21 protein-coding genes are annotated in these 22131 nt (G+C 69.3%); 11 read left to right on the top strand and 10 right to left on the bottom strand.

The features are described from left to right. Nucleotides 1-202 precede the first annotated feature (202 nt). Nucleotides 203-826 (bottom strand): TetR/AcrR family transcriptional regulator, encoded by a 624-nt coding sequence (locus ABT254_RS34695; RefSeq protein ID WP_351479139.1) that lies wholly within the window; start codon nucleotides 824-826, stop codon nucleotides 203-205. Nucleotides 827-1014: 188 nt separating this feature from the next. Between ABT254_RS34695 and ABT254_RS34690 the strand changes: the two genes are divergently transcribed. Further along, nucleotides 1015-1680 carry a VOC family protein gene (locus ABT254_RS34690; RefSeq protein WP_351479136.1) on the top strand — a complete coding sequence of 222 codons (666 nt, stop codon included), beginning with the start codon at nucleotides 1015-1017 and terminating at the stop codon, nucleotides 1678-1680. A 57-nt stretch (nucleotides 1681-1737) separates the two neighbouring features. Continuing rightward, nucleotides 1738-2223, top strand: coding sequence for an iron chaperone (locus tag ABT254_RS34685; RefSeq protein WP_351479133.1), 486 nt, complete (start codon nucleotides 1738-1740; stop codon nucleotides 2221-2223). Between the two features lie 121 nt (nucleotides 2224-2344). Here the strand turns inward: ABT254_RS34685 and ABT254_RS34680 are convergent, their stop codons facing one another. Then, a complete protein-coding gene (locus ABT254_RS34680) occupies nucleotides 2345-3343 on the bottom strand; it encodes a substrate-binding domain-containing protein (protein WP_351479130.1) in 999 nt (332 codons plus the stop codon). A gap of 107 nt (nucleotides 3344-3450) precedes the next feature. Here ABT254_RS34680 and ABT254_RS34675 point away from each other — a divergent pair, with 107 nt between their 5' ends. After that, complete coding sequence (locus ABT254_RS34675) at nucleotides 3451-4305, top strand: LysR family transcriptional regulator (protein ID WP_351479127.1); 855 nt, start codon at nucleotides 3451-3453, stop codon at nucleotides 4303-4305. A 227-nt stretch (nucleotides 4306-4532) separates the two neighbouring features. Here ABT254_RS34675 and ABT254_RS34670 read toward each other — a convergent pair whose 3' ends face one another. Next, nucleotides 4533-5438, bottom strand: a complete 906-nt coding sequence (locus ABT254_RS34670) for a helix-turn-helix transcriptional regulator (RefSeq protein ID WP_351479124.1) — start codon at nucleotides 5436-5438, stop codon at nucleotides 4533-4535. Between the two features lie 159 nt (nucleotides 5439-5597). Between ABT254_RS34670 and ABT254_RS34665 the strand changes: the two genes are divergently transcribed. Together ABT254_RS34665 and ABT254_RS34660 are read left to right on the top strand one after the other, a co-directional pair. Further along, nucleotides 5598-6380 carry an SDR family oxidoreductase gene (locus ABT254_RS34665; protein ID WP_351479121.1) on the top strand — a complete coding sequence of 261 codons (783 nt, stop codon included), beginning with the start codon at nucleotides 5598-5600 and terminating at the stop codon, nucleotides 6378-6380. Between the two features lie 654 nt (nucleotides 6381-7034). Then, on the top strand, nucleotides 7035-7265 hold the full coding sequence (locus ABT254_RS34660) for a tautomerase family protein (RefSeq protein ID WP_055605645.1): 231 nt from the start codon (nucleotides 7035-7037) through the stop codon (nucleotides 7263-7265). A 115-nt stretch (nucleotides 7266-7380) separates the two neighbouring features. On the opposite strand, the gene ABT254_RS34655 is transcribed toward ABT254_RS34660, so the two are convergent. Continuing rightward, entirely contained in the window at nucleotides 7381-7785 is a 405-nt protein-coding gene (locus ABT254_RS34655) for an MFS transporter (protein WP_351479118.1), read from the bottom strand. 244 nt (nucleotides 7786-8029) lie between these two features. Here ABT254_RS34655 and ABT254_RS34650 point away from each other — a divergent pair, with 244 nt between their 5' ends. Together ABT254_RS34650 and ABT254_RS34645 are read left to right on the top strand one after the other, a co-directional pair. After that, nucleotides 8030-8887 carry an NAD-dependent epimerase/dehydratase family protein gene (locus tag ABT254_RS34650; RefSeq protein WP_351479115.1) on the top strand — a complete coding sequence of 286 codons (858 nt, stop codon included), beginning with the start codon at nucleotides 8030-8032 and terminating at the stop codon, nucleotides 8885-8887. 166 nt (nucleotides 8888-9053) lie between these two features. Continuing rightward, complete coding sequence (locus ABT254_RS34645) at nucleotides 9054-9953, top strand: LysR family transcriptional regulator (protein WP_351479112.1); 900 nt, start codon at nucleotides 9054-9056, stop codon at nucleotides 9951-9953. 124 nt (nucleotides 9954-10077) lie between these two features. Here ABT254_RS34645 and ABT254_RS34640 read toward each other — a convergent pair whose 3' ends face one another. From ABT254_RS34640 to ABT254_RS34620, 5 genes are all read right to left on the bottom strand, one after another. Beyond that, the gene (locus ABT254_RS34640) at nucleotides 10078-10803 is read right to left on the bottom strand and encodes a class I SAM-dependent methyltransferase (RefSeq protein ID WP_351479110.1); all 726 of its coding nucleotides are present in this window, start codon (nucleotides 10801-10803) and stop codon (nucleotides 10078-10080) included. Nucleotides 10804-11158: 355 nt separating this feature from the next. Next, complete coding sequence (locus tag ABT254_RS34635; protein ID WP_351479107.1) at nucleotides 11159-11809, bottom strand: response regulator; 651 nt, start codon at nucleotides 11807-11809, stop codon at nucleotides 11159-11161. Continuing rightward, nucleotides 11790-13343 carry a sensor histidine kinase gene (locus tag ABT254_RS34630; protein ID WP_351479104.1) on the bottom strand — a complete coding sequence of 518 codons (1554 nt, stop codon included), beginning with the start codon at nucleotides 13341-13343 and terminating at the stop codon, nucleotides 11790-11792. The genes ABT254_RS34635 and ABT254_RS34630 overlap by 20 nt, the downstream gene beginning before the upstream one ends. A gap of 7 nt (nucleotides 13344-13350) precedes the next feature. Next, the gene (locus ABT254_RS34625; RefSeq protein ID WP_351479101.1) at nucleotides 13351-13686 is read right to left on the bottom strand and encodes a response regulator; all 336 of its coding nucleotides are present in this window, start codon (nucleotides 13684-13686) and stop codon (nucleotides 13351-13353) included. Nucleotides 13687-13786: 100 nt separating this feature from the next. Next, a complete protein-coding gene (locus ABT254_RS34620; protein ID WP_351479098.1) occupies nucleotides 13787-15187 on the bottom strand; it encodes a TRAP transporter substrate-binding protein in 1401 nt (466 codons plus the stop codon). A 215-nt stretch (nucleotides 15188-15402) separates the two neighbouring features. Between ABT254_RS34620 and ABT254_RS34615 the strand changes: the two genes are divergently transcribed. The 4 genes from ABT254_RS34615 (at nucleotide 15403) to ABT254_RS34600 (ending at nucleotide 21266) form a co-directional block, all read left to right on the top strand. Next, complete coding sequence (locus tag ABT254_RS34615) at nucleotides 15403-17130, top strand: histidine kinase (protein WP_351479095.1); 1728 nt, start codon at nucleotides 15403-15405, stop codon at nucleotides 17128-17130. A gap of 861 nt (nucleotides 17131-17991) precedes the next feature. Beyond that, a complete protein-coding gene (locus ABT254_RS34610; RefSeq protein WP_351479092.1) occupies nucleotides 17992-19113 on the top strand; it encodes an ArsR/SmtB family transcription factor in 1122 nt (373 codons plus the stop codon). A gap of 56 nt (nucleotides 19114-19169) precedes the next feature. Further along, nucleotides 19170-20429 carry an MFS transporter gene (locus ABT254_RS34605; protein ID WP_351479089.1) on the top strand — a complete coding sequence of 420 codons (1260 nt, stop codon included), beginning with the start codon at nucleotides 19170-19172 and terminating at the stop codon, nucleotides 20427-20429. A gap of 105 nt (nucleotides 20430-20534) precedes the next feature. Continuing rightward, a complete protein-coding gene (locus tag ABT254_RS34600) occupies nucleotides 20535-21266 on the top strand; it encodes a dienelactone hydrolase family protein (protein WP_351479086.1) in 732 nt (243 codons plus the stop codon). A gap of 146 nt (nucleotides 21267-21412) precedes the next feature. Here the strand turns inward: ABT254_RS34600 and ABT254_RS34595 are convergent, their stop codons facing one another. After that, a complete protein-coding gene (locus tag ABT254_RS34595; RefSeq protein ID WP_351479084.1) occupies nucleotides 21413-22093 on the bottom strand; it encodes a CPCC family cysteine-rich protein in 681 nt (226 codons plus the stop codon). Nucleotides 22094-22131: the final 38 nt, after the last annotated feature.

Here is a 22131-nt window from a genome sequence, read left to right as displayed (position 1 = left end):
GCTGCCCCTGACCGATGTCAGGGGCAGCGGCCGCTTGGGCGTTGAGGATGCAGTGCGCTGGCAACGGGGCGCAGATGCTGCTCCAGGAAGGGAGATGACTCCGCCGGAACCTGGAGGTGTACGACCGGCCCCGCACCGCGGATCCGTAAGTCACCGCTCTGCGACGGCGACGAGGGGGAGGCCGGCCCGTGCCGCCCTGCCGTCAGCTCCTCGGCAGGGTCACGAACTCCATTCGGCCTCCGGCGAGAGCGACGACAGCGGAGACCAGGGCCTGCAGACAGGTGTGTTCGGCTTCCTCGTCCGGCAGCGCGAGATGCTGCGACGAGAGGCCGTCGAAGCCCGCCAGGAAGAACCGGGCGAGGGTCTCCGCCGACTGGGCGAGCTGGTGACCGGCGCGCTCGGCGGCCTCGGTCACCAGCTTCGTGGTCACGGCCGTCACCTCGCGGTAGTGGCCCTCCAGGGCCTCCTGCAGCCGGGGCGTCCGGAGCGCGAACATGGACAGTTCGGTGAGCAGCTGATGGGTGGTCGGCTGCTCGCGCACGGTCTGCCACAGGGCGGCGGCGAGTGCGGTGAGCGTCTCCTCGAAGCCGGCGTCCGCGGGCGTCGCCCGTTCGACCTGCGCGATCAGATCATGGGTGAGCTGCTCCATGACGGCCCGGTACAGGTCCTCCTTGGTGCCGAAGGTGTAGTGCACTGTCGCCTGGGCCACACCCAGCTCGGCGGCGATGGCACGGGTACTTCCGGCAGCCACACCTTCCCTCGTCATGAGGTCGATGGCGGCCTTGATCAGCTGAGGACGGCGCTCGGCCGCAGAAACATGAGCCATGACACCATGATACCGACTTAGTCCACTGAATAAGTCGTTCGATCATGTTGTGATTTCCGGGGGCGATCGCCGCCCTGGAGCCCAGTCGGTGCGGCGGGCGTGGAGGAGATGCCCCCGTGCGTGGCCAAGCAACTGACGAGACCGGTCAGGATTCGAGAAGCCCCGGCCAGCGCCCAGCCCCTAGCGTGATGGACATGGCAACCACCACTTCCACCGCAGCCCACACGATCCTCGCGTCCGTCACCCTTGAGGTGGCCGACCCCGAGGCCGCCCGCCGCTTCTACGGCGCCTTCGGCGTCGACAGGTACATACGCCTCCGGCCGTCCGAGGCGCACTCGACTGGATTTCGCGGCTTCACCCTGGCGCTCACGGTGTCCGGGCCGGCCACTGTCGACGGCTTCGTCGACGCCGCCGTGGACGCCGGTGCCGCGGTGCTGAAGCCCGCCACGAAGTCGCTGTGGGGTTACGGCGGCGTCGTCCAGGCCCCGGACGGGACGATCTGGAAGATCGCGACCTCCGCGAAGAAGGACACCGGCCCCGCCACCCGCGAGATCGACGAGGTCGTCCTGCTGCTCGGGGTCGAGGACGTGAAGGCCACCAAGCAGTTCTACGTGGACCGGGGCCTGACCGTGGCCAAGAGCTTCGGCGGCAAGTACGCCGAGTTCGCCCCCGGTCAGTCCAGCCCCGTCAAGCTGGCGCTGTACAAGCGCCACGCGCTGGCCAAGGACCTCGGCGTCCCCGCCGACGGCACCGGCTCGCACCGCATCGTCCTCGGCAGCACCGCCGGCGCCTTCACCGACCCGGACGGCTTCGCCTGGGAGGCCGCCGCGCCGCCCGCTCCCACGCCCTCCTGACTTCCGATCCTGTACTTCCGCACCGTCGTGTCCACCTTGTACGAGAGGAAACCCGCCATGCCGTCCACGAAGTCGTCCGCCGAGAACTCCGGCACGAACGCCGAGAAGTACGACGGATTCACCGCCCAGGAGCGGGCCGCGATGAAGGAGCACGCACGCGAGCAGAAGAAGGCGGCGGCGCGGCGTGGTTCGTCCCGGGCGGAGAAGGAGGCGGCAGCGGAGCAGGACGTGCTCGCGAAGATCGCCGAGATGCCGGAAGCGGACCGGGTTCTCGCCGAGCGGATCCACGAGATCGTCAAAACCGCCGCTCCCGACCTCACGCCCAAACTCTGGTACGGGATGCCCGCGTACGCCAGGGACGGCAAGGTCGTCTGCCACTTCCAGAGCGCGGAGAAGTTCACGTCGCGGTACGCCACGCTCGGCTTCAGCGACCAGGCGGCACTCGACGAGGGCACGATGTGGCCGACCGCCTACGCCCTCAAGGAGCTGACCGCGGCCGACGAACAACTGATCAGCGCCCTCGTGAAGAAGGCAGTGGGCTGAGGTCGACCGGGGGCCAGGCGTCGAAGCGGCTGGATCGCATGCCCCAACACGCCCTCTCCTGCATGGCCCGCCAGCCACTCATGCACCGGGCGGGACCGAGGTGCCGGGACCAGGAGGGCGGTCATGTGTCGAGCGATTCCGCAGCGAAGACGTCTTCGATCCTCCACTGCCGGCTGGTCAGGCCCTGCTGGTGGTGATAGCGCAGGCAGGTGTCGAGGGCGGCGCGGTTGGCTGCGATGCCGTAGGGCCACCAGTCCTCGGGGAACTCTTCACCGTTGCGATCCACCAGGGCGTTCATCCACGGAATCATGGTCTGGACCTGGTAGAGCCTGCGGCTTTGGCGGTAGCGTTCGGCAGCGGCGTCCTTCGCCCGGGAGAAGGCACGGTAGACGCCGTGCGCGAGTCCGGGACGGTCCCGTAGGAGTTCCCGCCGGATGACGATGGTGTGCATGATCGGGAAGATGCTGGTTCGCCGGTAGTAGTCGCGTTCCAGCGGCTCGAAGTCGGGGAACAGCCGGGTGACGTTCGCCGATCCGTCGAGCACGCACTGCGGGACATTCGCCGAGAACAGCGCGTCGATCTCACCGGCGTCGAGCATCGCGCTCAGTGTCTTTCCCTCGGGCGCGACCCGCACGTCGACTTCGGCCGGGTGCGGATGGGGGATGAAGTCGAAGGGCGGCCCGGGGTGTTCGAGGCCCCCGATCACCCAGCGGCTCTCCTCGGGTTTGAATCCGTACTCGTCCATCAGGATTCCTTTGGCCCACACACCGGAGTCCTGACCGTAGACACCGAACTCGCCGATGGTCCTGCCCGCAAGATCGGCCGGTTCCGTGATCCCGCTGTGGGTGTTGACGAAGATGCACGAGTGACGGAACACGCGGTTCGGGAAGACCGGCAACGCCACGAACGGCAGTCCGGTCTCCAGCAACCGCAGGTAGAAGGTGAGACCGAGCTCAGCGACGTCGAACTCGTTTCCGCGGATCAGCCGGTCGAAGAGCTCCGGCAGGGTCGCCGCGGTTTTCATCGTGACGTCGATGCCGTCGGTGCTTACGGTCCCATCGAACAGCGCCCGCGTCGTGTCGTACGGGAAGCACCCGACCGTGAGGGCAGGGGCGGCCATGAATACTCCTCCTCGTCGGCTCTGCTGCTTCCATCGTTGGCCGTCGCACTGACCGGTGTCCAAGACCCTTTGGGAACGCCCGATACCGCACGGGTATCGTGCTTGAGGTGGACCTGCGCTCGCTCCGGTACTTCATCGCCGTCGCCGAGGAGTGCCACATCGGCCGGGCAGCGCAACGCCTGCACATGACGCAGCCACCACTGAGCCGCGCGATCCGGCACCTCGAGGACGAACTCGGCGCCCTCCTGTTCGAACGCACCCCCAACGGCGTCACCCTCACGCCCGCCGGAAAGGTTCTCTACGACGAAACGGGGGCATTGCTGGCCCGAGCCGACCGGATCCGCCGGCGAGTGGCAGCTGCGGCGGGCACGGCACCCCTCACCGTCGGAACCCTGGCGGACGCTGCCGAACACGTCGGCGGCCGACTGGTCTCACTGTTCCGGGCCCGCCATCCGCACGTCCACGTCACCCTCCACGAATCCGACCTCGGCGACCCGACAGCCGGACTCCGCGCCGGGCTGGTCGACGTGGCCATCACCCGAACTCCCTTCGCCGACACCGGCATCGGCATGCACGTCCTGCGCTCGGTACCCGTCGGCGTAGTGATGCGTGACGATGATCCGTTCGCCGGCCGTGCCTCGGTCTCGTCGACCGACCTCATCGGCCGCCGGTGGGTGCGGCTGCCGGATGGCGCCGATCCGGTGTGGACGGCGTACTGGACCGGCAGTGGAGACAACGACGCGTCGCCGGTCGTGCGAACGATCCAGGAATGCCTCCAAGCGGTCCTGTGGAACGGCACATCGGCTCTCGCTCCCATCGATCAGCCGTTGCCCGCCGGCCTGGTCGTCGTCCCGCTGAGCGATCGCCCGCCCAGCGATCTCGTGGTGGCCTGGCCAAGGGCAGCATGCAGCCCACTGGTACGTGGCTTCATCCAAGTCGCAAAGCACTCCCGGCACACCTGAAACGGCACCGGTCCCTCCTGGGCTCAGCTCATCACCGCAGCTCAGGGCCACTATCGCCCGCTTGATCTACGGCGGCGCCGACCGCCTCACCCATGAAGCGCACGCGCTGCCGCGCCCCGACAGCTTGCCGCTGCGGAGACCATCCCGTGAGGACGGGGAGACCTCTGCAAGCGGGGTGCGGGCCGCAACACCTTGCCGGGAAGGCAGCCCTCCCTCTGCGGCGCGGATCAGCGTTGCGATCCGGATTCGGCCGCGGACAACCCCTCCGGTGCCGTGCCCTCGGTGACGCTCAGGTCCTGGGTTCCTATGACGGACAGCAGTTCCAGCTGTTCGGCTCCCCGGCTCCCGGGCGGGGCGGTGAACCACAGCAGGCGTTGGCGTCCGTCCTCGCTGAGGAGGTTGTAGCAGTCGAGTTCGATGACGCCGAGCGTGGGATGGACGATCTTCTTGTGGTCCATGCGGCGCACCGCGACGTCGTGGGTGTCCCAAAGAGCCGCGAACTCCGGGCTACGGCGGCGCAGTACGGCGATCATCTTCGTGACCTCCGCGTCCCGGCCGCGCCGGGCGGCCGCTGCCTGGAGGTCGGCCACGAACACCCGGGAGTGGTGCGGATGATCCTCGAGCGGGTACCTCTCGCGGCTCTGTGGGTCGGTGAACCAGCGGTAGACGAAGCTGGCCGACGGGCCGCGGTGTGCCGGGGACTCGCCAAGGAGGTTCCGGGCCAGGTCGTTTTCCACCAGGGTTTCGTGCAGGTCGGTGATGACGCGCGCGGGGGTGTTGGACAGCCGGTCCAGCAGTCCGAGAAGCGCGGGCTGCACGTGTGCCGACGATCCGTGTGCTGCCGGGGGGATCGGCCGTTCGGCCAGGTGAAACAGGTGGTCGCGCTCGTCGCCGTTCAGGCGCAGGGCTCGGGCGAGGGCTGCCAGAGTCTGGGCCGAGGGCTGCACGCCGTGCTTTCCGCTGCCGCGTTCCAGCTCGGTGTAGTAGTCGGCTGACAGCCCTGCCAGTTGGGCGACCTCCTCGCGGCGCAGTCCGGGGACGCGTCGGCGCGGGCCTTGGGGAAGACCGACCTCGGCGGGGCGGATGCGGTCGCGGCGTGTCCTGAGGAAGGCACCGAGTTCTGGAAGGTTCACCGCTTCATGGTCGCTCGCGCGCCGAGCCGTAGCCAGGGGGTGGCATCCCCTGGGTAAGCACAGCCCTGGCTAGGGGTGGGGGTCCGGCCGATCGTTGACGACGCAGCAGGGCGACGGCGAGGCCGCGGCCCGACCACGCATCCACCACAGGAGTCAGCAATGCCTATCCCCCCTTCCCCCGTCCCCACCGCTGCTGCGGCCCAGCCCTCCGTCGCACCCCGGGTCGCGATCGTCACCGGCGGCTCGCGCGGCATCGGCCGCCAGATCGTCGGCCGGCTGGCCGCCGACGGGTACGCAGTCGTGATCGGCTATGCCGGCAATCAGGACGAGGCCGAAGCCGCCGTGAAGGAGGCCGTCAACAGCGGCGTCCGGGCGATCGCGGTGCGCGCCGACGTCGCCGACGAACACGCCGTCGCAGCTCTGTTCGACGCGGCCGAGGCGGAGTGCGGCGGTGTCGACGTCGTCGTGCACGCGGCCGGGCGGGCACACATGGCGCCGATCGCCGAGCTGGACCTGGCCGTCCTGGACGACCTGCACCGCACCAACATCCGCGGCACCTTCGTCGTCGTCCAGCAGGCCGCCCGTCGGGTGCGCCCCGGCGGTGCGATCGTGACGTTCTCCACGTCCGTGGTGGGGCTGGCCTTCCCGAACTACGGCGCGTACTCCGCCAGCAAGGGTGCTGTCGAGGCGCTGACGCTCATCCTGGCCCGGGAGTTGCGGGGCCGGAACGTCACCGCCAACGCCGTCGCGCCCGGCCCCACGGCCACGGACCTGTTCCTGGACGGCAAGGACGAGGAGACCATTGCCCGCCTGGCCGCCCAGCCTCCGCTGGAGCGCCTCGGTACACCGGCCGACATCGCCGAGGTCGTCGCGTTCCTGACCTCCCCGGCCGGCCACTGGATCAACGGCCAGGTCGTCCGCGCCAACGGCGGAATCATCTGAACCGTCCGCAGCCACCCCACCGTTCAACGAAAGACCCTGTCATGAGGAACGACGACACCGGGAAGGGCATCCGGGTCACCGAGGGGCCTCCAGCGGCATATCGGCGCGCTGTCCGTGCGTGCTCCGTCTCTCGCCGGTCACACCGAGTACGCGAGCATCCGCCGGCTCGCGACCCGTAACGCGACCGCGGTGGCCGACCTGGCGTGCTAGGGCACCGACCACCAGGTCGACCTGAACGTACTGGTTACCCAGCGTGCCAACCGCGCCGCACGGCGAACGATGCGTGAGCAGGTTTCGGGGCCGCTGGTGTGGATCGGCAGCTCCAGCTCCCGCGGCGGCTGCCCGCCGTTCCTGACCCCCTACTTCGCCGCCATGGCCGCGATGGACGCCCTGCACGTCAGCTACGCCGCACGCCGAGGTGCGCCGTTCGGCATCGACACCGCGATCGTGGTGGCCTGCGCGTTCACCACCGGCACCAACCACTTCGCAAACCCAGGCGCGCGCCCCCATAGACCCCAGCCGAGGCGGCAGCGAAGTCGTCGCCGCAGTCACCGACCGCGTCCGCGCCGACTTCTTCCGCCGCACTGGACTGGACAGCCTGCTCACCGCAGGCAGCTCCCTGTAACGCCCCACTGAGAGAAGGAACAACCAGCCATGCCTTTCGCGAACTTCAAGGTCCCCGAGAAGACCCTCACCCCGAAGCAGAAGGAGGAGATCGTCACCCGCACCACGGAGCTGTACGTCGAGATCTACGGCGAACGCGCCCGTAACAACACCATGGTTCTGGTCGAAGAGGTCGCCGACGGCGGCTGGGGCATCTCCGGCAACGTGCTGACCCTCGCCATGCTCGGTGAGGCGACACCGACCGACACCAGCGGCGCCTGACCGCACCCGCCGGCCGCCATTCGGCCAGGAGAGCACCGTAAAACCGAGGGCCGCCGATCCCACCCGGCGGCCCTCGGCTGGTGCACCCCTCTGCGCTCGGACGGCCGGCTCACGATCAAGTCCCTCGCCCAGGAGACGGGGTCCGCGCGAGCAGCAGGCCGGTGAGCGGGCCGCTGATGACGGTCGCTACGGCGCGCCCTCGCCGGGCGTTGTCGAAGAGCTGGGCCGCAGTCGGGACGAGCAACTGGGCCGCGACGTTGGCCGGGCCCAGCACGGCGTTGGGGACCAGGCACACCACGGCGAGCGCGGTGGCGTCGAGCAGCAGCAGAGCGGTCAGCAGGGAGCGGCGCTTGACGATGTCCGCCAGGGGCAGCACGAACACCAGGCCTGCGGCGAAGCCGAGTTGGGTGACGGTGACGATCGCACCCGCGGCGCCGGCCGAGGTGCCCAGCGACCGTGCGATCACATCCAGGAGTGGCTGCGCGTTGTACAGGTTGGTGGCGATCGCCTCGGTGGCCACGGCCGGCAGCAGCGTCAGCCTTCGCGAAATGCCGGGGGTGGACGCGGTTCGGTGTGAGGGCGGACCGAGCTTCGGTGGTGGCAGCCATGGGGCAGTGCCTCGTATGCATGGGTGCCTCCGGCCACTGGCACATGCGTGATGCCTGACGGGTATCAGAGGCGTCGAAAGAGGTCTTGGACGGTGTGCCGTCGCCGGACGGAGGCTGTGGGGGCAAGACATCGAGCCACTGACAGGAGCCAAGACCATGAGGGTTTTCCTCACCGGCGGATCCGGATACATCGGCAGGGCGACCATCGGCGCACTGATCCGGCAGGGACACACCGTGGAGGCCCTGGCCCGCAGCGACCGCGCCGCCGAGACCGTCCGTGTCCTCGGCGCGACACCGGTGCGGGGCGGGCTTGGGGACCTCGGCATGCTGAACGCTGCGGCTGCCCGCGCGGAGGCCGTCGTACACCTGGCGCAGGCCGAGACCGGTGCCGAGGACCTAGAGGCGGCCGGTGCCATGCAGGACGGCGTCGGCAGCGGCCCCTACGTGCACACGGGCGGAACCTGGGTCTACGGCGACACCCAGGGCGTGGCGAACGAGAGCGCGCCGTGGAACCCGCCGTCCCTGGTCGCCTGGCGCAAGTCCGTGGAGGACGCCGTCCTCGAGCGCGCCCGGCGCGGTGGCCGCCCCGTCGTGGTACAGCCCGGCCTGCTGTACGGCGGCGAGAACCGTCTGATCGACGTCTTCTTCACCACCCCGGGCAAGGCGGCCGGCGCCATCCCCTACATCGGCGACGGGACCAACCACTGGGCGCTGGTGCACATCGACGACATCGCTGAGCTGTACGTCGCCGCACTCGAGGCGAAGCCGGGTTCGGTGTACGTCGGCGTCGGCGGTGTCAACCCCACCGCCAAGGAGTGCGCCCTGGCGCTGAGCCGGGCCGCTGGCATAGAGGGCAAGGTCGCGTCGATCAGCCTGGAACAGGCCCGTGAACAGATGGGCCCGATCGCCGACGCCTTCGCACTGGACCAGCAGTTCTCTCCGGCCCGGGCCAGGAAGGAACTGGGCTGGACACCCGCCCACACCGACCCTCTGGCCGTTCTCGCCCGTGGCTGAGCACACCTGCGCACCGCCGGACGACAGCGTCTGCGGCGGTGCGCGCTCGCCCGGTAGATTGGTGATCGACTGCCATGGCCGTGCCGGAGGGCGTCCGGGACGGAAATGGTCCACAACGGCCGACCGACCGGGTACGCCGTGGCGACGGAGCAGGCGGTGATTCCGGGTGGATCTTGATCTGCGGAAGCTGCGCTATTTCGTAGCCGTGGCGCAGGAACTCCATTTCGGACGGGCCGCGGAGCAGCTGCACATCGCGCAACCGGTGCTGTCCCGGCAGATCCGCAGCCTCGAGGACGATCTCGGAGCAGAGGTGTTCGACCGTGGCCGCCGCGGGACGCTGCTCACTCCGGCGGGAGAACAGCTGCTGGAGGACGCCCTCCCCCTGCTCGCCTCTGCCCAGGCACTGATGAGACGCGTGAAATCGGCGGCCCAGGGCACACAGTCGCTGACCATCGGCTTCATGCCCGGCATCACGGTCACCCCGGCCATGGTCGCCTTCACCGCGCACCATCCGGACGTGAACGTGCGCCTGCTGCGCACCACTTGGGACGACCAGGTGGAGGTGCTGCTGGACGGCCGGGCCGACGTCAGCATCGTGCGTCTGCCCATTGACCGCAACGGTCTGCAGATGCGTCCGCTCTTCCGGGAGCCCCGCGTCGTCATGGTGCCGACGGGGCACTCCTTGGCCGGCAGGACGTCAGTGAGCATCAAGGAACTCGCTGCCGAGCACCTCCTGCAGGATCCCCACGCCGTTCCCGAGTGGCGCGACGTGGCACTGGAACTGCAGGACGGACGGCGCCCCGAGGTCCCGGTGATCCACCAGGTGGAGGAGAAACTCGAACTCGTGGCCGCCGGAGCGGGTGTCTGCGTGCTCCCGCTGTCGACCGCGAAGTTCTACACCCGGCCGGACGTGATCCCGCTGCGCGTGGAGGACATCGGCCCCAACGAAGTGGCCCTGGCGTGGGTGGCGGCCCGCCGCTCCCGCCTCATCCACGACTTCGCCCAGGCCGCCACCGACACCCTCGCCCGGCCCCACACCCACGAGCCGCAGCCGTCTTCGGACTGATGGGGTCTCCACGCGGCCCCGGCACGCTCGACTCCACCCGCGGGCGGTGCGCTTGCGGCGCCGAGCGACCGCGCCGCCACTGGCCCAGCGCCCGGTGCCCGACGAGGTCCCTCAGGGGGCTGAGCTATGAACGTCGCGCGACGAAGACGAACTCCTTGCCCGGCCGGTCGGGCGCGTCGCGCACATCCTCCACCTCATAGCCCTGGGCGAGCAGCTCCGTCTCCACCTCCCGCCGCTCGCGGAAGCGCAAGGTGGAGTGCGACGTCAGTACCTGCCCGTCGGCAGCGAACCGGTAGGTCCAGCGGAAGATCACCAGCGGCTCGCTCACCTCCACCACCTGCACCCAGCTCTCGACGGCGCCGACACCCGGGATCTCCGTCACGCGATAGGAGGCTTCACGGTTCCACTCCTCCCAGGCGCGTCTGGCCGGATTCCGGGTCTCGAACACCAAACGGCCACCAGGCCTCAGCGCCTCGTACGCGCCACGCAGGGTCTCCCGCCATGCCTGCGGCTCGAGGATCTGCTGGGCGACGTTCGCCGTCATGGTTGCCAAGTCCACCCGCAGCGGCGGGAGTGACGTCGCATCGCCACAGAGCCAGCGCACACGCTCACTTCCCGGCTTGGATCGGGCCACGTCGATGGACGCCTGGGCGGGATCAACGCCGACGACCTCGATGCCCCGTCCGGCCAGCGCAAGCGCGAACACGCCTGTTCCGCAACCGATGTCCAGTACCTGACGTGCCCCGAACTCCTTCGTCATCTCCACGTACGCATCGAGATCGCCGCGATCGGGGTCGAGCGCGTCGTAGATCGCGGCGAGCCGTGGATGCCCGAAACACTCGTCAGCCATACGGCCGACGGTATGGGGGCTCTGCTTGCCTGCCCAGTCAATTTCCCCGGCTGTCAGCGGTGTTGAGGCTCCTACACCGCCACGGACGTCAACGGCTTCCCGGAGCCCGCCGCCTCCACCAGGGCGGGCAGACCCCGGGCTTGCTCGTCCCGGACAACACAACCGGCGACAGACCGGTCACCCGGTACTCCGTCACGATCAACTCACGCGCCCCAGCCCCATCGTGGACAGCTCAACGAGCCACCCGAGCACCGAGCCACGGCCAACCGTGCACGAGGTCGTGAGTCGCGAAGAGGGTGCCAGGGGTCGGCGCATGCTGCCGGAGGGCTCTCACACAATCCCCGGCCTGCTGGATTCAGTGCGCGGCCTGTAGGTATGTCAGGACGGCGAGTACACGCCGGTGGTCGTCCGGCGACTGGTGGAGGTTCAGCTTCTGCAGAATCTGCCGGACATGGGCCTCCAGTGTCTTGGGGCTCATGGACAGCTTTGCGGCGATGGCCACGTTGGAACGTCCCTCGGCCATGAGTGCCAGGACCTCGAGTTCCCTCGCGGTCAGGCCGGCGAGCGGGCTGGGGTCGCGCGGTCGCCGCATCAGCGTGGTGACGATCGTGGGATCGATGACGCACTCCCCCTCGATCACGCGGCGCAGCCCATCGACGAGCAGGGCAACGTCCGCTACGCGCTCCTTGAGGAGATATCCCAGGTGTTCAGGTGCGCTGCTGATCAGACGCATGGCGTAGTGCACCTCGAGATATTGCGACAACACCAGTACGCCCATGGAGGGGTGCCTGGATCGCAGCTGCTGGGCCGCAACCAGGCCTTCGTCGGTGTACGTCGGCGGCATCTTGATGTCCACGATCACCGCGTCCGGTGCGACGGAGTCCAGCTTGCGCATCAGCGTGGCGGTGTTGTCAGCGGTCGCCACCACCTCGCAGCCGGCCTCTGCGAGGAGCCGCGCGAGGCCGTCACGGATCAGCATCGAGTCATCAGCGATCACGATCTTCATCGGTACGCCCCCGTTCGCGATCCCCGTCTGACCTCACTGCCTCGGCCGTGATCCTGGCCACGAGCAGCGTCCCGCCGGTGGCATCACCGCCGACAGTGATGCTGCCGCCCAAGGCCTCGACCCGGTCGGCGATGCCGCGCAGGCCCGATCCCCTGGCGTCGGCCCCGCCGCGTCCATCATCGCTCACGCGCACCACGATGTCGCCCGCCTCCGCGACGACCTCCACAGTCGCCCGTGTGGCCGCTGCATGTTTGACGACATTGGTGAGTGCCTCAGCGCACACGAAGTAGAGGGCTGCCTCGATCGGAGCCGGCAGCCGGCCGACCCTGACCGTCACACAGACAGGCAGGCCGGCTCGGTCGGCGAGCAGCGGAACCGCTGCGCCCAGTCCGCCGGCGGTGAGACTTTCCGGCCTGATTCCCTGGGCGAACTGGGCGAGTTCGCGCTGGGCGGAGGCCACCTCGGCCAGCACCTCCGGCAGCACAGCGCATACTTCCCCGCCGGCCTCGGCTTCGAGGGCGGCGAGATGGAGCGCTGCCTGGGCAAGATGGTGTTGTGCTGTGGCGGCGAGCTCTGCCTGCAGCGCCTGCCGCTGGGCGTCCGCCACCTCCACGACGCGGCGGCGAGATGCGGCGAGTTCCGCGACCCGGGCACGGATATCCGCCCTCATCCGCGCGTTGGCGACAGTCAGGCGAAGCGCCGCGACGGCTCCGTCGATCAGATCAGGGTCGTCCAGGACCGCAGGATCATGGACGAGTACGGCGACGGGCTCGCCTTCGCTTTCGACAGCCGTCTTCACCCGCCCCGCCGGGCACTGGTCGACGGCGAGCGGCCGGCCGGCCTCGTCGACGTAGGCACGCTGCGACGATACCCAGTAGCCCAGCGTGAGGCCGGGATCGCCCAGTGCCCTGGCCAGTTGGCCCTGCAGTCCCGAGGTGTCCGTGCGCTGGGCGAGCTGCACAAGGAGGTCGGAGACGGTCGCCTCGCTCCAGCGCCCGTAGTACAGGTCCACCGTCAGCCACATCACCACGAGGCAGACCGCGGCGTCGTAGACGAGCAGGACCGCGCGGTCCGCGCCCCACTCCAGGAGCACATTGGCGCTGCCCAGAGCCAGCACGCAGGCGAAGACCAGGGCGCAGGCCAGCGCCGGCCGGCCTGCCCTGCGGGCCGGTCCTGAGGTGCGGGCGAAGACGTCGATTGCGGCCGCAACGACCGCCATCGACAGCCCCACGGCCACCCACGGCGCCGGTACGAAGCCCTCGTAGACGGCCGCCACATACGCGGAGACGACCACTGCGGCGGTCGACCGCCGGCGCAGCCGCCCGATCGGATAGGTCAGGTGCAGTTGGACCAGCGGCCCGCGGTGCAGGAACACCAGGCCAGGGAAGGCACTGCCCACAAACCAGCACACCCCGACCGTGGCCATCAGCGCGCCGACGCGACTGCGGCGCCTTCCCGTCCAGGCCACCGCGCCCGACCCGAGGAGCACCACGCCCACCGCGGCGTCGGCCAGGGACAAGATCCGATCCGGCATGGCGCGCTCACCCGGCCAGCGCCAGCAGCGCGGTGCCCGACAGCCTGTCCTTCGGGATGAATCCCCGCGCGGCACTGCGGTTGAGCCGGTCTCTATACGCCGTCGCATCGCGGCTTGAGGTGAGGACGACCGCGGGCCGCTGCCGCCCGCCTCCGGTCAGGCGCGCGCAGACCTCGAAGCCGTCAAGGTCCGGGAGCACGATGTCCAGCAGCACGATCTGGGGGTCCAGTCGTTCGGCCGCGTACAGGGCCGATGTGCCGTCCGCGGCCTCTGCGACCACGTCGAAGCCTTCCGCCTCCAGCAGTGCCCTGGCGAAAGCACGGAAGCCTGCGTGATCATCCACGATCAGAAGCGTCGGGGCCACGGTCCGATGGTGACAGCGTGGAGGGCGGCCGTACATCAGGGCTGGCCCCGATGCACGGCCGGGCCGGCGTGGGGCCCTCTCAATGGGCCACCGCCGTGCTCACCCAGGGCTGCTGGGAGCCGCCGAAGGTCACGACATAGCCTGCGCAGTCCGGGCAGTCGCTCATGTCGAAGTTGTCGAAGGTGAGCTGCCCTGCGTCGAGGTGGAAGGTGGCGTTGAAGGTGACCAGTCCGTCGAGATGGATCCGGTCGCGGAACGTCTGGTAGGGCCACCGCTCGGTCTCACCGTTGGGGTCGGTCTTGGTGAGGATGCCGTTGTTGAAGGCCAGGGTCCAAGTACCATTCGGCGGGCGCTCGGTCCACGTGTCATATCCCGGCCAATGGCGCCAGTCGCTCTCGGTCATGGTGCGGGTCCACTGCCCTTGAAGAGGGCCGGCAGCGGTGGACTTGGCGGGGCACGAGACGGTATCGGGTCCGACGCCGGTCGTCTCCTTGAGGAATTGGATCTGCGCGAGCCAGTTGCCCGTCCGTTTGTTGTTGCGCAGCCTGGCGTAGACCGGCTGCACGGCCGACCTCATGGCTTTGACGTCCGAGGCGGACGCCGACGGCAGCTTCATTCCCATCCGGCAGAGGGTGGGAGCGGATTCCCGGTCCTCGGCCCGGGAGGCATCCACCGCCTTCGTGATGGTCTGCTTGAGCGCGTCGGTGAGGATCTCGCGCTGCCGGGCGGACAACCTGTTGTGGGCCGCCTTGCCCATCACGACCACCAGGGCGCGCGGCCACAGGTCGATGTTTCCGGTCACGTACTTGGCATCGCTCTCGTGGTGGCGGCCGACGACCGCACCGAGCTGCATCTGTATGCCGCCGAACGGGCTCAGGTCGACGCCGGGGGGCGCCTGGACAGGAGTGGCGCCCCAGGCCCGCAGGCTTTCGTCCATCAGGGCCGAATCCTGACTGGCGATCTTCTCATCCTTGAGGGCATCCGGATTCACCATGGGCTTGCGGGTACCTACCAGGCGCGCCAAGGGGCCCGGCAGGACGCCGATGCCGACGAGACCGGCCTTGCGTACGCCGCCGAGCATCTTGGCCGGGATGCCGGCCTCGAACACCTTCGCCTCCAGTTCGTAGCTGTCCACCAACATGGGTGCCAGCAGCGCCTGGAAGTCCGTGACGCCGACCCGGTCGAAGGCGCGGGCCCCCACCCAGGCCATGTCGGCCTTGCCCTTGCGGATATCGTCGAGCGTTGGCACCTCGGGGCGGGCCTGCCCTTCGCGCCACTCGTCCCGGAACCTGATCCTGATGGTCCCCTTGGACATCTGCTCGACACGCTTGGCCCAGGCCACCAACTGCGGCGGCTCAACGGCTCCGCCGGGATTGGCGAGGGTGAGGACGGTGGGCTGGGCGTCGGCATGCCCTCCGGCCCGGTCGGATCCCGCGGCCGAGCATCCCGACGAGACCAGCAGCCCAGCCACAACTGCCACGGCGGCAGCCCACGTTCCCCGTTTCTGTCGTTTCACAGGGGCACCTCCCATCGATGCCCACGACGTTACGATCGTGCCCGGAGCGGGACATCGGGGCCAACCCCGCGGCTGCGCACGGCAAGAATCAGGGACAGCCCTCTCCCGTCACAAGGGCCATCCCGGGAGCATCGTGTCCCGACAGGGGAGCAAGTCGCCGCCACCCGGGGGACATGCCGATGCCGATACGCCTGCTGCTCCTCGGCGTGGGAGCCGCGCTCAGTCTGCTCACCGTGCTGATCGCCCGGGCGGAGCGGGGCTTCTCGATGGCGTTCACCACGCCGCACGGCCTGATCGCCCTGCTGGGCGCCGGCTGGACTCTCCTGATCGTCGCGTTCGCTCTCGGCTCGCGACCGTCCGGCAGACGGGCAGGAATCCTGCTGTTCATCGCGGCATACGCCTGGTTCCTGCCGGAGTGGGACAACCCGGGGACGACGTCGTCGGTCGCGTTCTCCCTCGGGCTCGCCTTCAACGCGGCCTGCCCGGCGGTCGTGGGACACCTCGCCCTGGCCTACCCCGGCGGCCGCCTCGGTTCCTGGCCCGCCCGGGTGCTTGTGGTGGGCGGCTACGCGATCACCGTGGGCGTCCAAGGAGTCGGCGCGGCCGCCTACTTCCGGCCTCAGGCGCACGGTTGCCCGCAGTGCCCGCGCAACTGGTGGGCGCTCGCCGACGCCCCGGCAAGCGCGCAGAGCATCGCATCACTGGGCGTACAGGCGGGCACGGTCTGGCTGTCGACGCTCATCGCCTTCCTCGCCTGGCGCCTGCTCACCTCGAGCCCGGCCGCCCGGCGCTCCACAGGCCTGCCCACGCTGTGCACCCTCGGCTACGTCACCGCTGCGGCCGTCTCCTACGTCCGCAGCCTGGACCGGGGCTTCCTCGGCTTCGACGCGCGGGACGGCCAACTGTGGCTGATGCAGGCGGGGGCGCTGTCCCTGCTGGCGGCGGCTGCGCTCGCGGACCTGTTCCGCATTCGGCTGAGACGACGCGAGCTTACCCGCGTGGTCATCGACATAGGCGCCGCGGCCACCCCGGGCAGGCTGCGTGATGCGATCGCCGAGCGTCTCGACGACCCGGACCTCCAGATCGCCTACCCGGTCGGCGTCGACCACCGCCACATCGACGCATCGGGCAGCCCGATCGCGTGGCCCCCGCAGCCCGGCAGAGCCACCACCACGCTCCGCCTCAGCGACGCACCCCTCGCCATCCTCATCCACCGTCCCGGACTGCTGGACGACCCGGTTGCGGTCGACGAGCTTGTGTCCGGCATCCACATGGCCCTGGAACACGAACGTCTCCACGCCGAAAGCCAGGCCCAGCTGGCCGACCTGCGCGCTTCCGGCGCCCGCATCATCACCGCCGGCGACGAGGAGCGCCGCCGCCTGGAGCGCGACCTGCACGACGGCGCCCAGCAACGCCTCGTAGGGCTGGCCCTGGGCCTGCGCCTGCTGCGGATCCGCACCACGACCCCGGCGCCCCACCTGGATCACGCGGAGGCCGAACTCGAGCAGGCCATCTCCGACCTCAGAGGGGTGGCGCGCGGGCTCTACCCGGTCCTGCTCAAGGAAGCCGGCCTTGCCGTCGCCCTCGAAGCCCTGGGCCACACCCGAGACCTCCGCATCCAAGACGCCCCCAGCGCGCGCTACCCCGACGTCCTGGAATCCACAGTGTACCTGATGGTGGCGCGGATGAGCGAGAACAGGACGACAACGGTCGGTATCGACGAACGCAACCGACAACTCATCACATCCGTCACGGTGATCGGCGAAATGCCCAGTCTCGCCGACCTGACCGACCGCATCACCACGCTCGAAGGCGCATTGACCACACACACCGAGCACGGCAGCACTCAAGCCACCCTCCAGCTTCCCCTGCCCTGCCCAGGCCACTCCGCCGTCGCCAATTCCTAGAAGACCGCCCGGCCAGGGAGGGGGTTGGGCGCCTCCGGCCCGCCGCTACCCCCTGGATGGCGTGTTCACCCGAGCTCTGCAGCAGATTCAAGTTCCGGCAGAGGCGCTGGAATTGGCTGGTGCGTCGGGGAGTCGGAGCGGGATGGTGCCTGGCGGGAAATGCCCGCCGAGTCGGACGAGGTCGGTTCCGGCAGCGGTGAGAACGACGTCCATGGTGGGCGGTGCAGCGAGCCGCTCGTTGATCGCCAGAAGAATCTTGCGCCGTTGTCCCGTCTCACGAGGGGGATGCGGAGCTCGACGTCGGGCCGGTTGTCGAGTCCGGGGTGACGTTGAATCGGAGCTGGTGGCCTCGGACGTCCTTGGTGGCAAGCAGGTTGACCTCGACGGTGTAGCCGACGGCATCCTCGAAGCGCGGGCGAAGGCCGTGAACCGGAGAGCCGGAAGTGGAGGGTGGTGCTGCTGCGCGGGTCCAGCGTGAGCGGAATCGCTGCGGAGACGGACGGGGAGTCCTCGGCTTCCTCCTGCGTCCGGGTGGCGATCTCGTACCATCGGTGGCGGTAGTGGATCTGGAGACCGCCGCTGAACGTGGGGATTTTCTCGGGGCCGCAGCGCTCCTCGTCCTTCATCCACTGTGGCAGGGGCTCTCACGATCCCTCGCAGGACCTTTGCAGCGGAAGCGTCCCGAATGCCTGGTTGCCACGCCTCCCGAAGAGACTTCTCGAGTCCACCGCCAGCGCCCGCCCTTCTGGCCGGGGGCGTCGGGGTTCGGAGCAGGGGCGGACTGTTCGTACCCGGGGAAAGGCGGTCCCGTGGCGCGCCGCGGCTCCTGTCGTGGCCGCCGTGCGGCCAGGATGACGGGTCATGACGATCGTGTTCCGGGTCCCTGCCGATGGTGCGGAGCGGGTGGCGTTCGCCTACTCGCCGACTATGGAAGCCGTCTTGAGTCTCCATGTGCTGGTGGAGCCCAAGCACCACCCCGTCCAGCACGGCTGGGTGCGGGCGATGCGCAAGCTGTCCCCGGCGCTGAAGCGGGAGATCGAGGCGTTCTCCTACGCGGTGCGCTCCTACTTCCCCGAGTTCCTCTTCCCCGAGCCGACCGGCCGACTGGCGGACTTCGAAGACGAACTGGCCGCCTTGCGCGGGGCGGACCCGGGACTGGTCCGCCTGGAGTTCGCCGTCCCCCTGCTCACTCCCTGGCCGGGCGGCGGCGAGGGCAGGGATCCGCGCGTGCTGGACGAACCGGAGGTACGCGCCCTGTTGCGGGAGCGAGCCGCACGGGAAAGTGACGAAGCGATGGCCGCGATGCTCCTCGACGACCCCCGCGCACTGCTCGAACGGTTTTTGAGCATGCTGGAGCGCTACTGGCGGGAGGCGTTCGAGGAGGAATGGGCACGGCTCGAACCCGAGCTCGCCGCCGGCGTCAGCGAGGCCGGACACCAGATCGAGCAGCGGGGCCTGTACGGGATGCTCCGCGGCCTGTGGCCGGAGGTGCGCAGCGATCGGCAGGCCGAACGCTTCTGGCTCGAGCGGCCGCACGACCACGAGGTCGCCATCGGCCCGGACGACACCCTCGTGCTCGCCCCCAGCGCCTATGTGTGGCCGCACGTACGCGTCAACTGCGACGGCCCGTGGCCCCTCGGGCTCGTCTTCCCCCTCTCCTCGATCGTCCGGGAGGCCCGGCCGAGGATTCCGCCCACCCAGCTCGTCGGGACGTTGCGCGCGCTCGCCGACGACACCCGGCTGCGCGCCCTCAGGCTGCTCGCCGAACGACCGCGCAGCACTCAGGAGTTGGCCCCGCTTGTCGGCGTCAGCGAGGCCGCCCTGTCCAAGCACCTGCGGGTGCTGGCGGACGCGGGCCTGCTGGAGCGCCGCCGCGAGGGCTATTACGTTTTGTACCGGCTGGCGCCCGGACAGGTGGCGGGCCTGACCCCCAGCCTGGAAAACTTCCTGCACGGCGACGGCGAGGCGGCTGAGCCCGACTGATTAGCCATCTGCCTAATAAGTGGATCAGGCGCCGGACGGGATCCGAAAGTGGCCGCATGTCACTGCTCAAGGACCGCAACTTCCTGCTTCTCTTCGCCGGCCAAGGCATCTCCCGCTTCGGCGACGGCCTGTACACCGCCGCGACCGCCTGGCTTTCCTGGTCGCTGACGAAGGACCCCACCGCCGTCGCCGTGGTCAGCGTCTCCGCGTTCGCGCCCGCGTTCGTGGCCACCTTCGTCGTCGCCTCGTACGCCGACCGCCACGACCGCCGGAAACTGATGATCGCCACCGACCTGGCCCGGGTCGCCGTGGTGGCCGTGGCTTCGGTCCTGCTCTCCCTCGACCTGCTGAACCTGCCCCTGCTCGTGGCGACCACGGCGCTGCTGGCACTGATCGGCGCCCCGTTCGCCCCGGCCCGCAACGCGATCGTCACGCAGATCGTGCCGGACGGCCGCCTCCAGCAGGCAGGCGGACTCCTGCAAGTCGCCTTCCGGGCCGCTTTCTTCATCGGCCCCCTCGCGCTCGCACCGTTGCTGGCCTTCGGCTCGCTGCAATCGGCACTGGTGGTCAACGGGCTGACCTTCCTGGGCTCGGCGGCCACGGTGGCCGCCATCCGCGTGAGCCGCCCCGCCCCGACCAGCAATCAGACCGGACTGTGGTCCGATCTCCGCGCCGGGCTCCAGGCCGTGCGCGCCGCTCCCGACGTCCTCGTAGTCATCGTGGCCTTCGTGCTCGCCCTCGCCCTGACCAACGGTTTCCTGACCGTCGCTTTGGTCACGGTCGCGGGACAGGGCGGCCAGTACGGCCTGCTGCTCGGCGTCGCAGGGGTCGCCGAAGTGGCGGGTGCCCTGCTCCTGACCGGCCTGCGCATCCGCAGACTCGCACTGGCCGCGGTGCTGGCCTGGGCCCTGCTCGGAATCTTCCGGGCGCCCCTCGGAATGGTCACCTCCCATGCTGTGGCGGCGGTCCTCCTCACCGCCACCGGGCTGGTCTCGGCGCTCACCGACATCCCCTTGATCGCACTGGTCCAGCAGCGCATACCAAGCCACCATCTGGCCAAGGCCCTCGGCCTGTGGGAGGCCGGAGTGGCAGGAGCCCTGGCGATCTCCCCCCTTGTGGCCTCAACTGCCGTCACCCACGCCGGAGTCGAGAACGCCTTCCTTCTCTCCGGAGCCGCCGTGGTCGCCCTGGCCATCATCGCCACGCTCGCCCTCGCATACGTCGGCGCACGGCAGCCCGGCCAGGAGCCCCCCATCACAGCCGACGCCACGGCCACCATCACGGCGCCGCAAGAGACCCCGACGCCGAACCAGTGAGGACCAACATCAAGGCTGGGTCAACGCTGTGACAGATTGGGGCGGGCTCCCTCCCTCGGCTGGTCCGACGAACGCCTACAAAAGGTTTCGAAAGGCCTGAACGCCATGCGCTTCATCTCCAAGGCATCGTTGGGCGGTGTGACCGAACATCTCTTCACCCTCGACGAGATCCCTGGCGTGCTGTGGACGCCGGAAGACGCCCGCGGCACTCGCCCCCTGATCCTGATGGGACACGGCGGCGGGCAACACAAGAAGGCCCCTGGCATCCTGGCCCGTGCGCATCGCTTCGCCGCCGAGGGCGGATTCGCGGTCGCCGCGATCGATGTCCCCAACCACGGCGAACGGCCGACGGACGAGGAGTTCGACCGCATCGCGAACGAGTACCGGGCGCGGATGGCCGCCGGAGAGGACACGGCCGCACAGGACATAGCCATGTACACGCTCATAGTCGGGCAGGCTGTCGCGGAATGGCAGGCGGTCTTGACCGCCCTCCATCAACTCGACCATATCGGCGGCGGACCGGTGGGCTACTGGGGCATGTCACTGGGCTGCGCGTTCGGTATCCCGTTCGTAGCCGCAGAACCTCGAGTCCGCGCCGCGGTGCTGGGCCTGCAAGGGGCGCCCGTGCTGGCCGGGACCGCCGCGCAGATCACCGTGCCAGTGCAATTTCTGCTCCAGTGGGACGATCAGCTGATGCCCCGCGCGCAGAGCCTGGCGCTGTTCGATGCCCTCGCTTCAGCCGAGAAGACACTGCACGCCAATCCCGGCCAGCACGGAGACCTGCCGCCGTCCGAGACGGACGACTCACTGCGGTTCTTCGCCCGACATCTGGGCTGATACGTCCGCAGCCCACGCCACCGACGAGCGCCTACGCTGGATCGCCACTACGGCGAACCTGTCCTGACCCAGCGATGGGAGGCCTGCGGGTGGAGTCCGTATGCGGCCAGCCACTCAGGCAGGTTGGCTACGGGCGGGGGACGGCATCATCCGTCGCCGAGACGCCAGAAACCCGTGTTCCGACAGCGCCACCAGTAAAGGACAGTGCGATCGCTGGGCCACGTTGCCAGCTCAATCCCTCTGGGCTCGAAGCGGTCACGCTCGGGATCGATGGGGCGCCAGCTCGGGTCCATCGGTTCGTCGTCCTCGGGCGGACGGACGTGCTCCACGGACCGCTCCTCGCAAGCTCCGAAAGCCTGGTAGTTCTCTTGTGCCTCGATCAGCGAAGGCCGATTCGCTCCGCCCGAGTAGTCCGGCCAGCGAAGCTGGACAGCGTCGTCCTCCCAGAAACACACTGGACAAATCTCATACGAGCCCGGCGGCTCGTCCATGGTCAGACAGCCGCAACACACGCAGGGGTACTTCAGGATCACGCCCGACATCCTGTCCGACCCCACCGCGAAGGCCAATTGGTTTGGGTGCGGCTCTTCTGCAGTGAGCTGGTGATGCCGTGCGCCGTTGCCGTTCGTGGTCGGACGGCGGATCGTCGTGTCCCAGGACGTGGTCTTGGAGGCGGCGATGGTGTCATGGCTGGAGGCACTCGATCGGCGGGAGGTTGCCGCGCGGGAGGAGATCGCCGAACTGCGGGACCAGATTGAGGAGTTGACCAGGCGTCTCGCTGAGCGGGAAGAGGTGTTGTCCCGGCTGCAGATCACCCAGGAGACCATGACCAAGATCTTGTCCGGCGAGGAGACGGTCTCGGTTG

The sequence above is a fragment of the Streptomyces sp. NPDC001137 genome (genome assembly GCF_040298885.1).
Lineage (GTDB): Bacteria > Actinomycetota > Actinomycetes > Streptomycetales > Streptomycetaceae > Streptomyces.
This window is presented reverse-complemented; position numbering and strand designations above follow the sequence as displayed.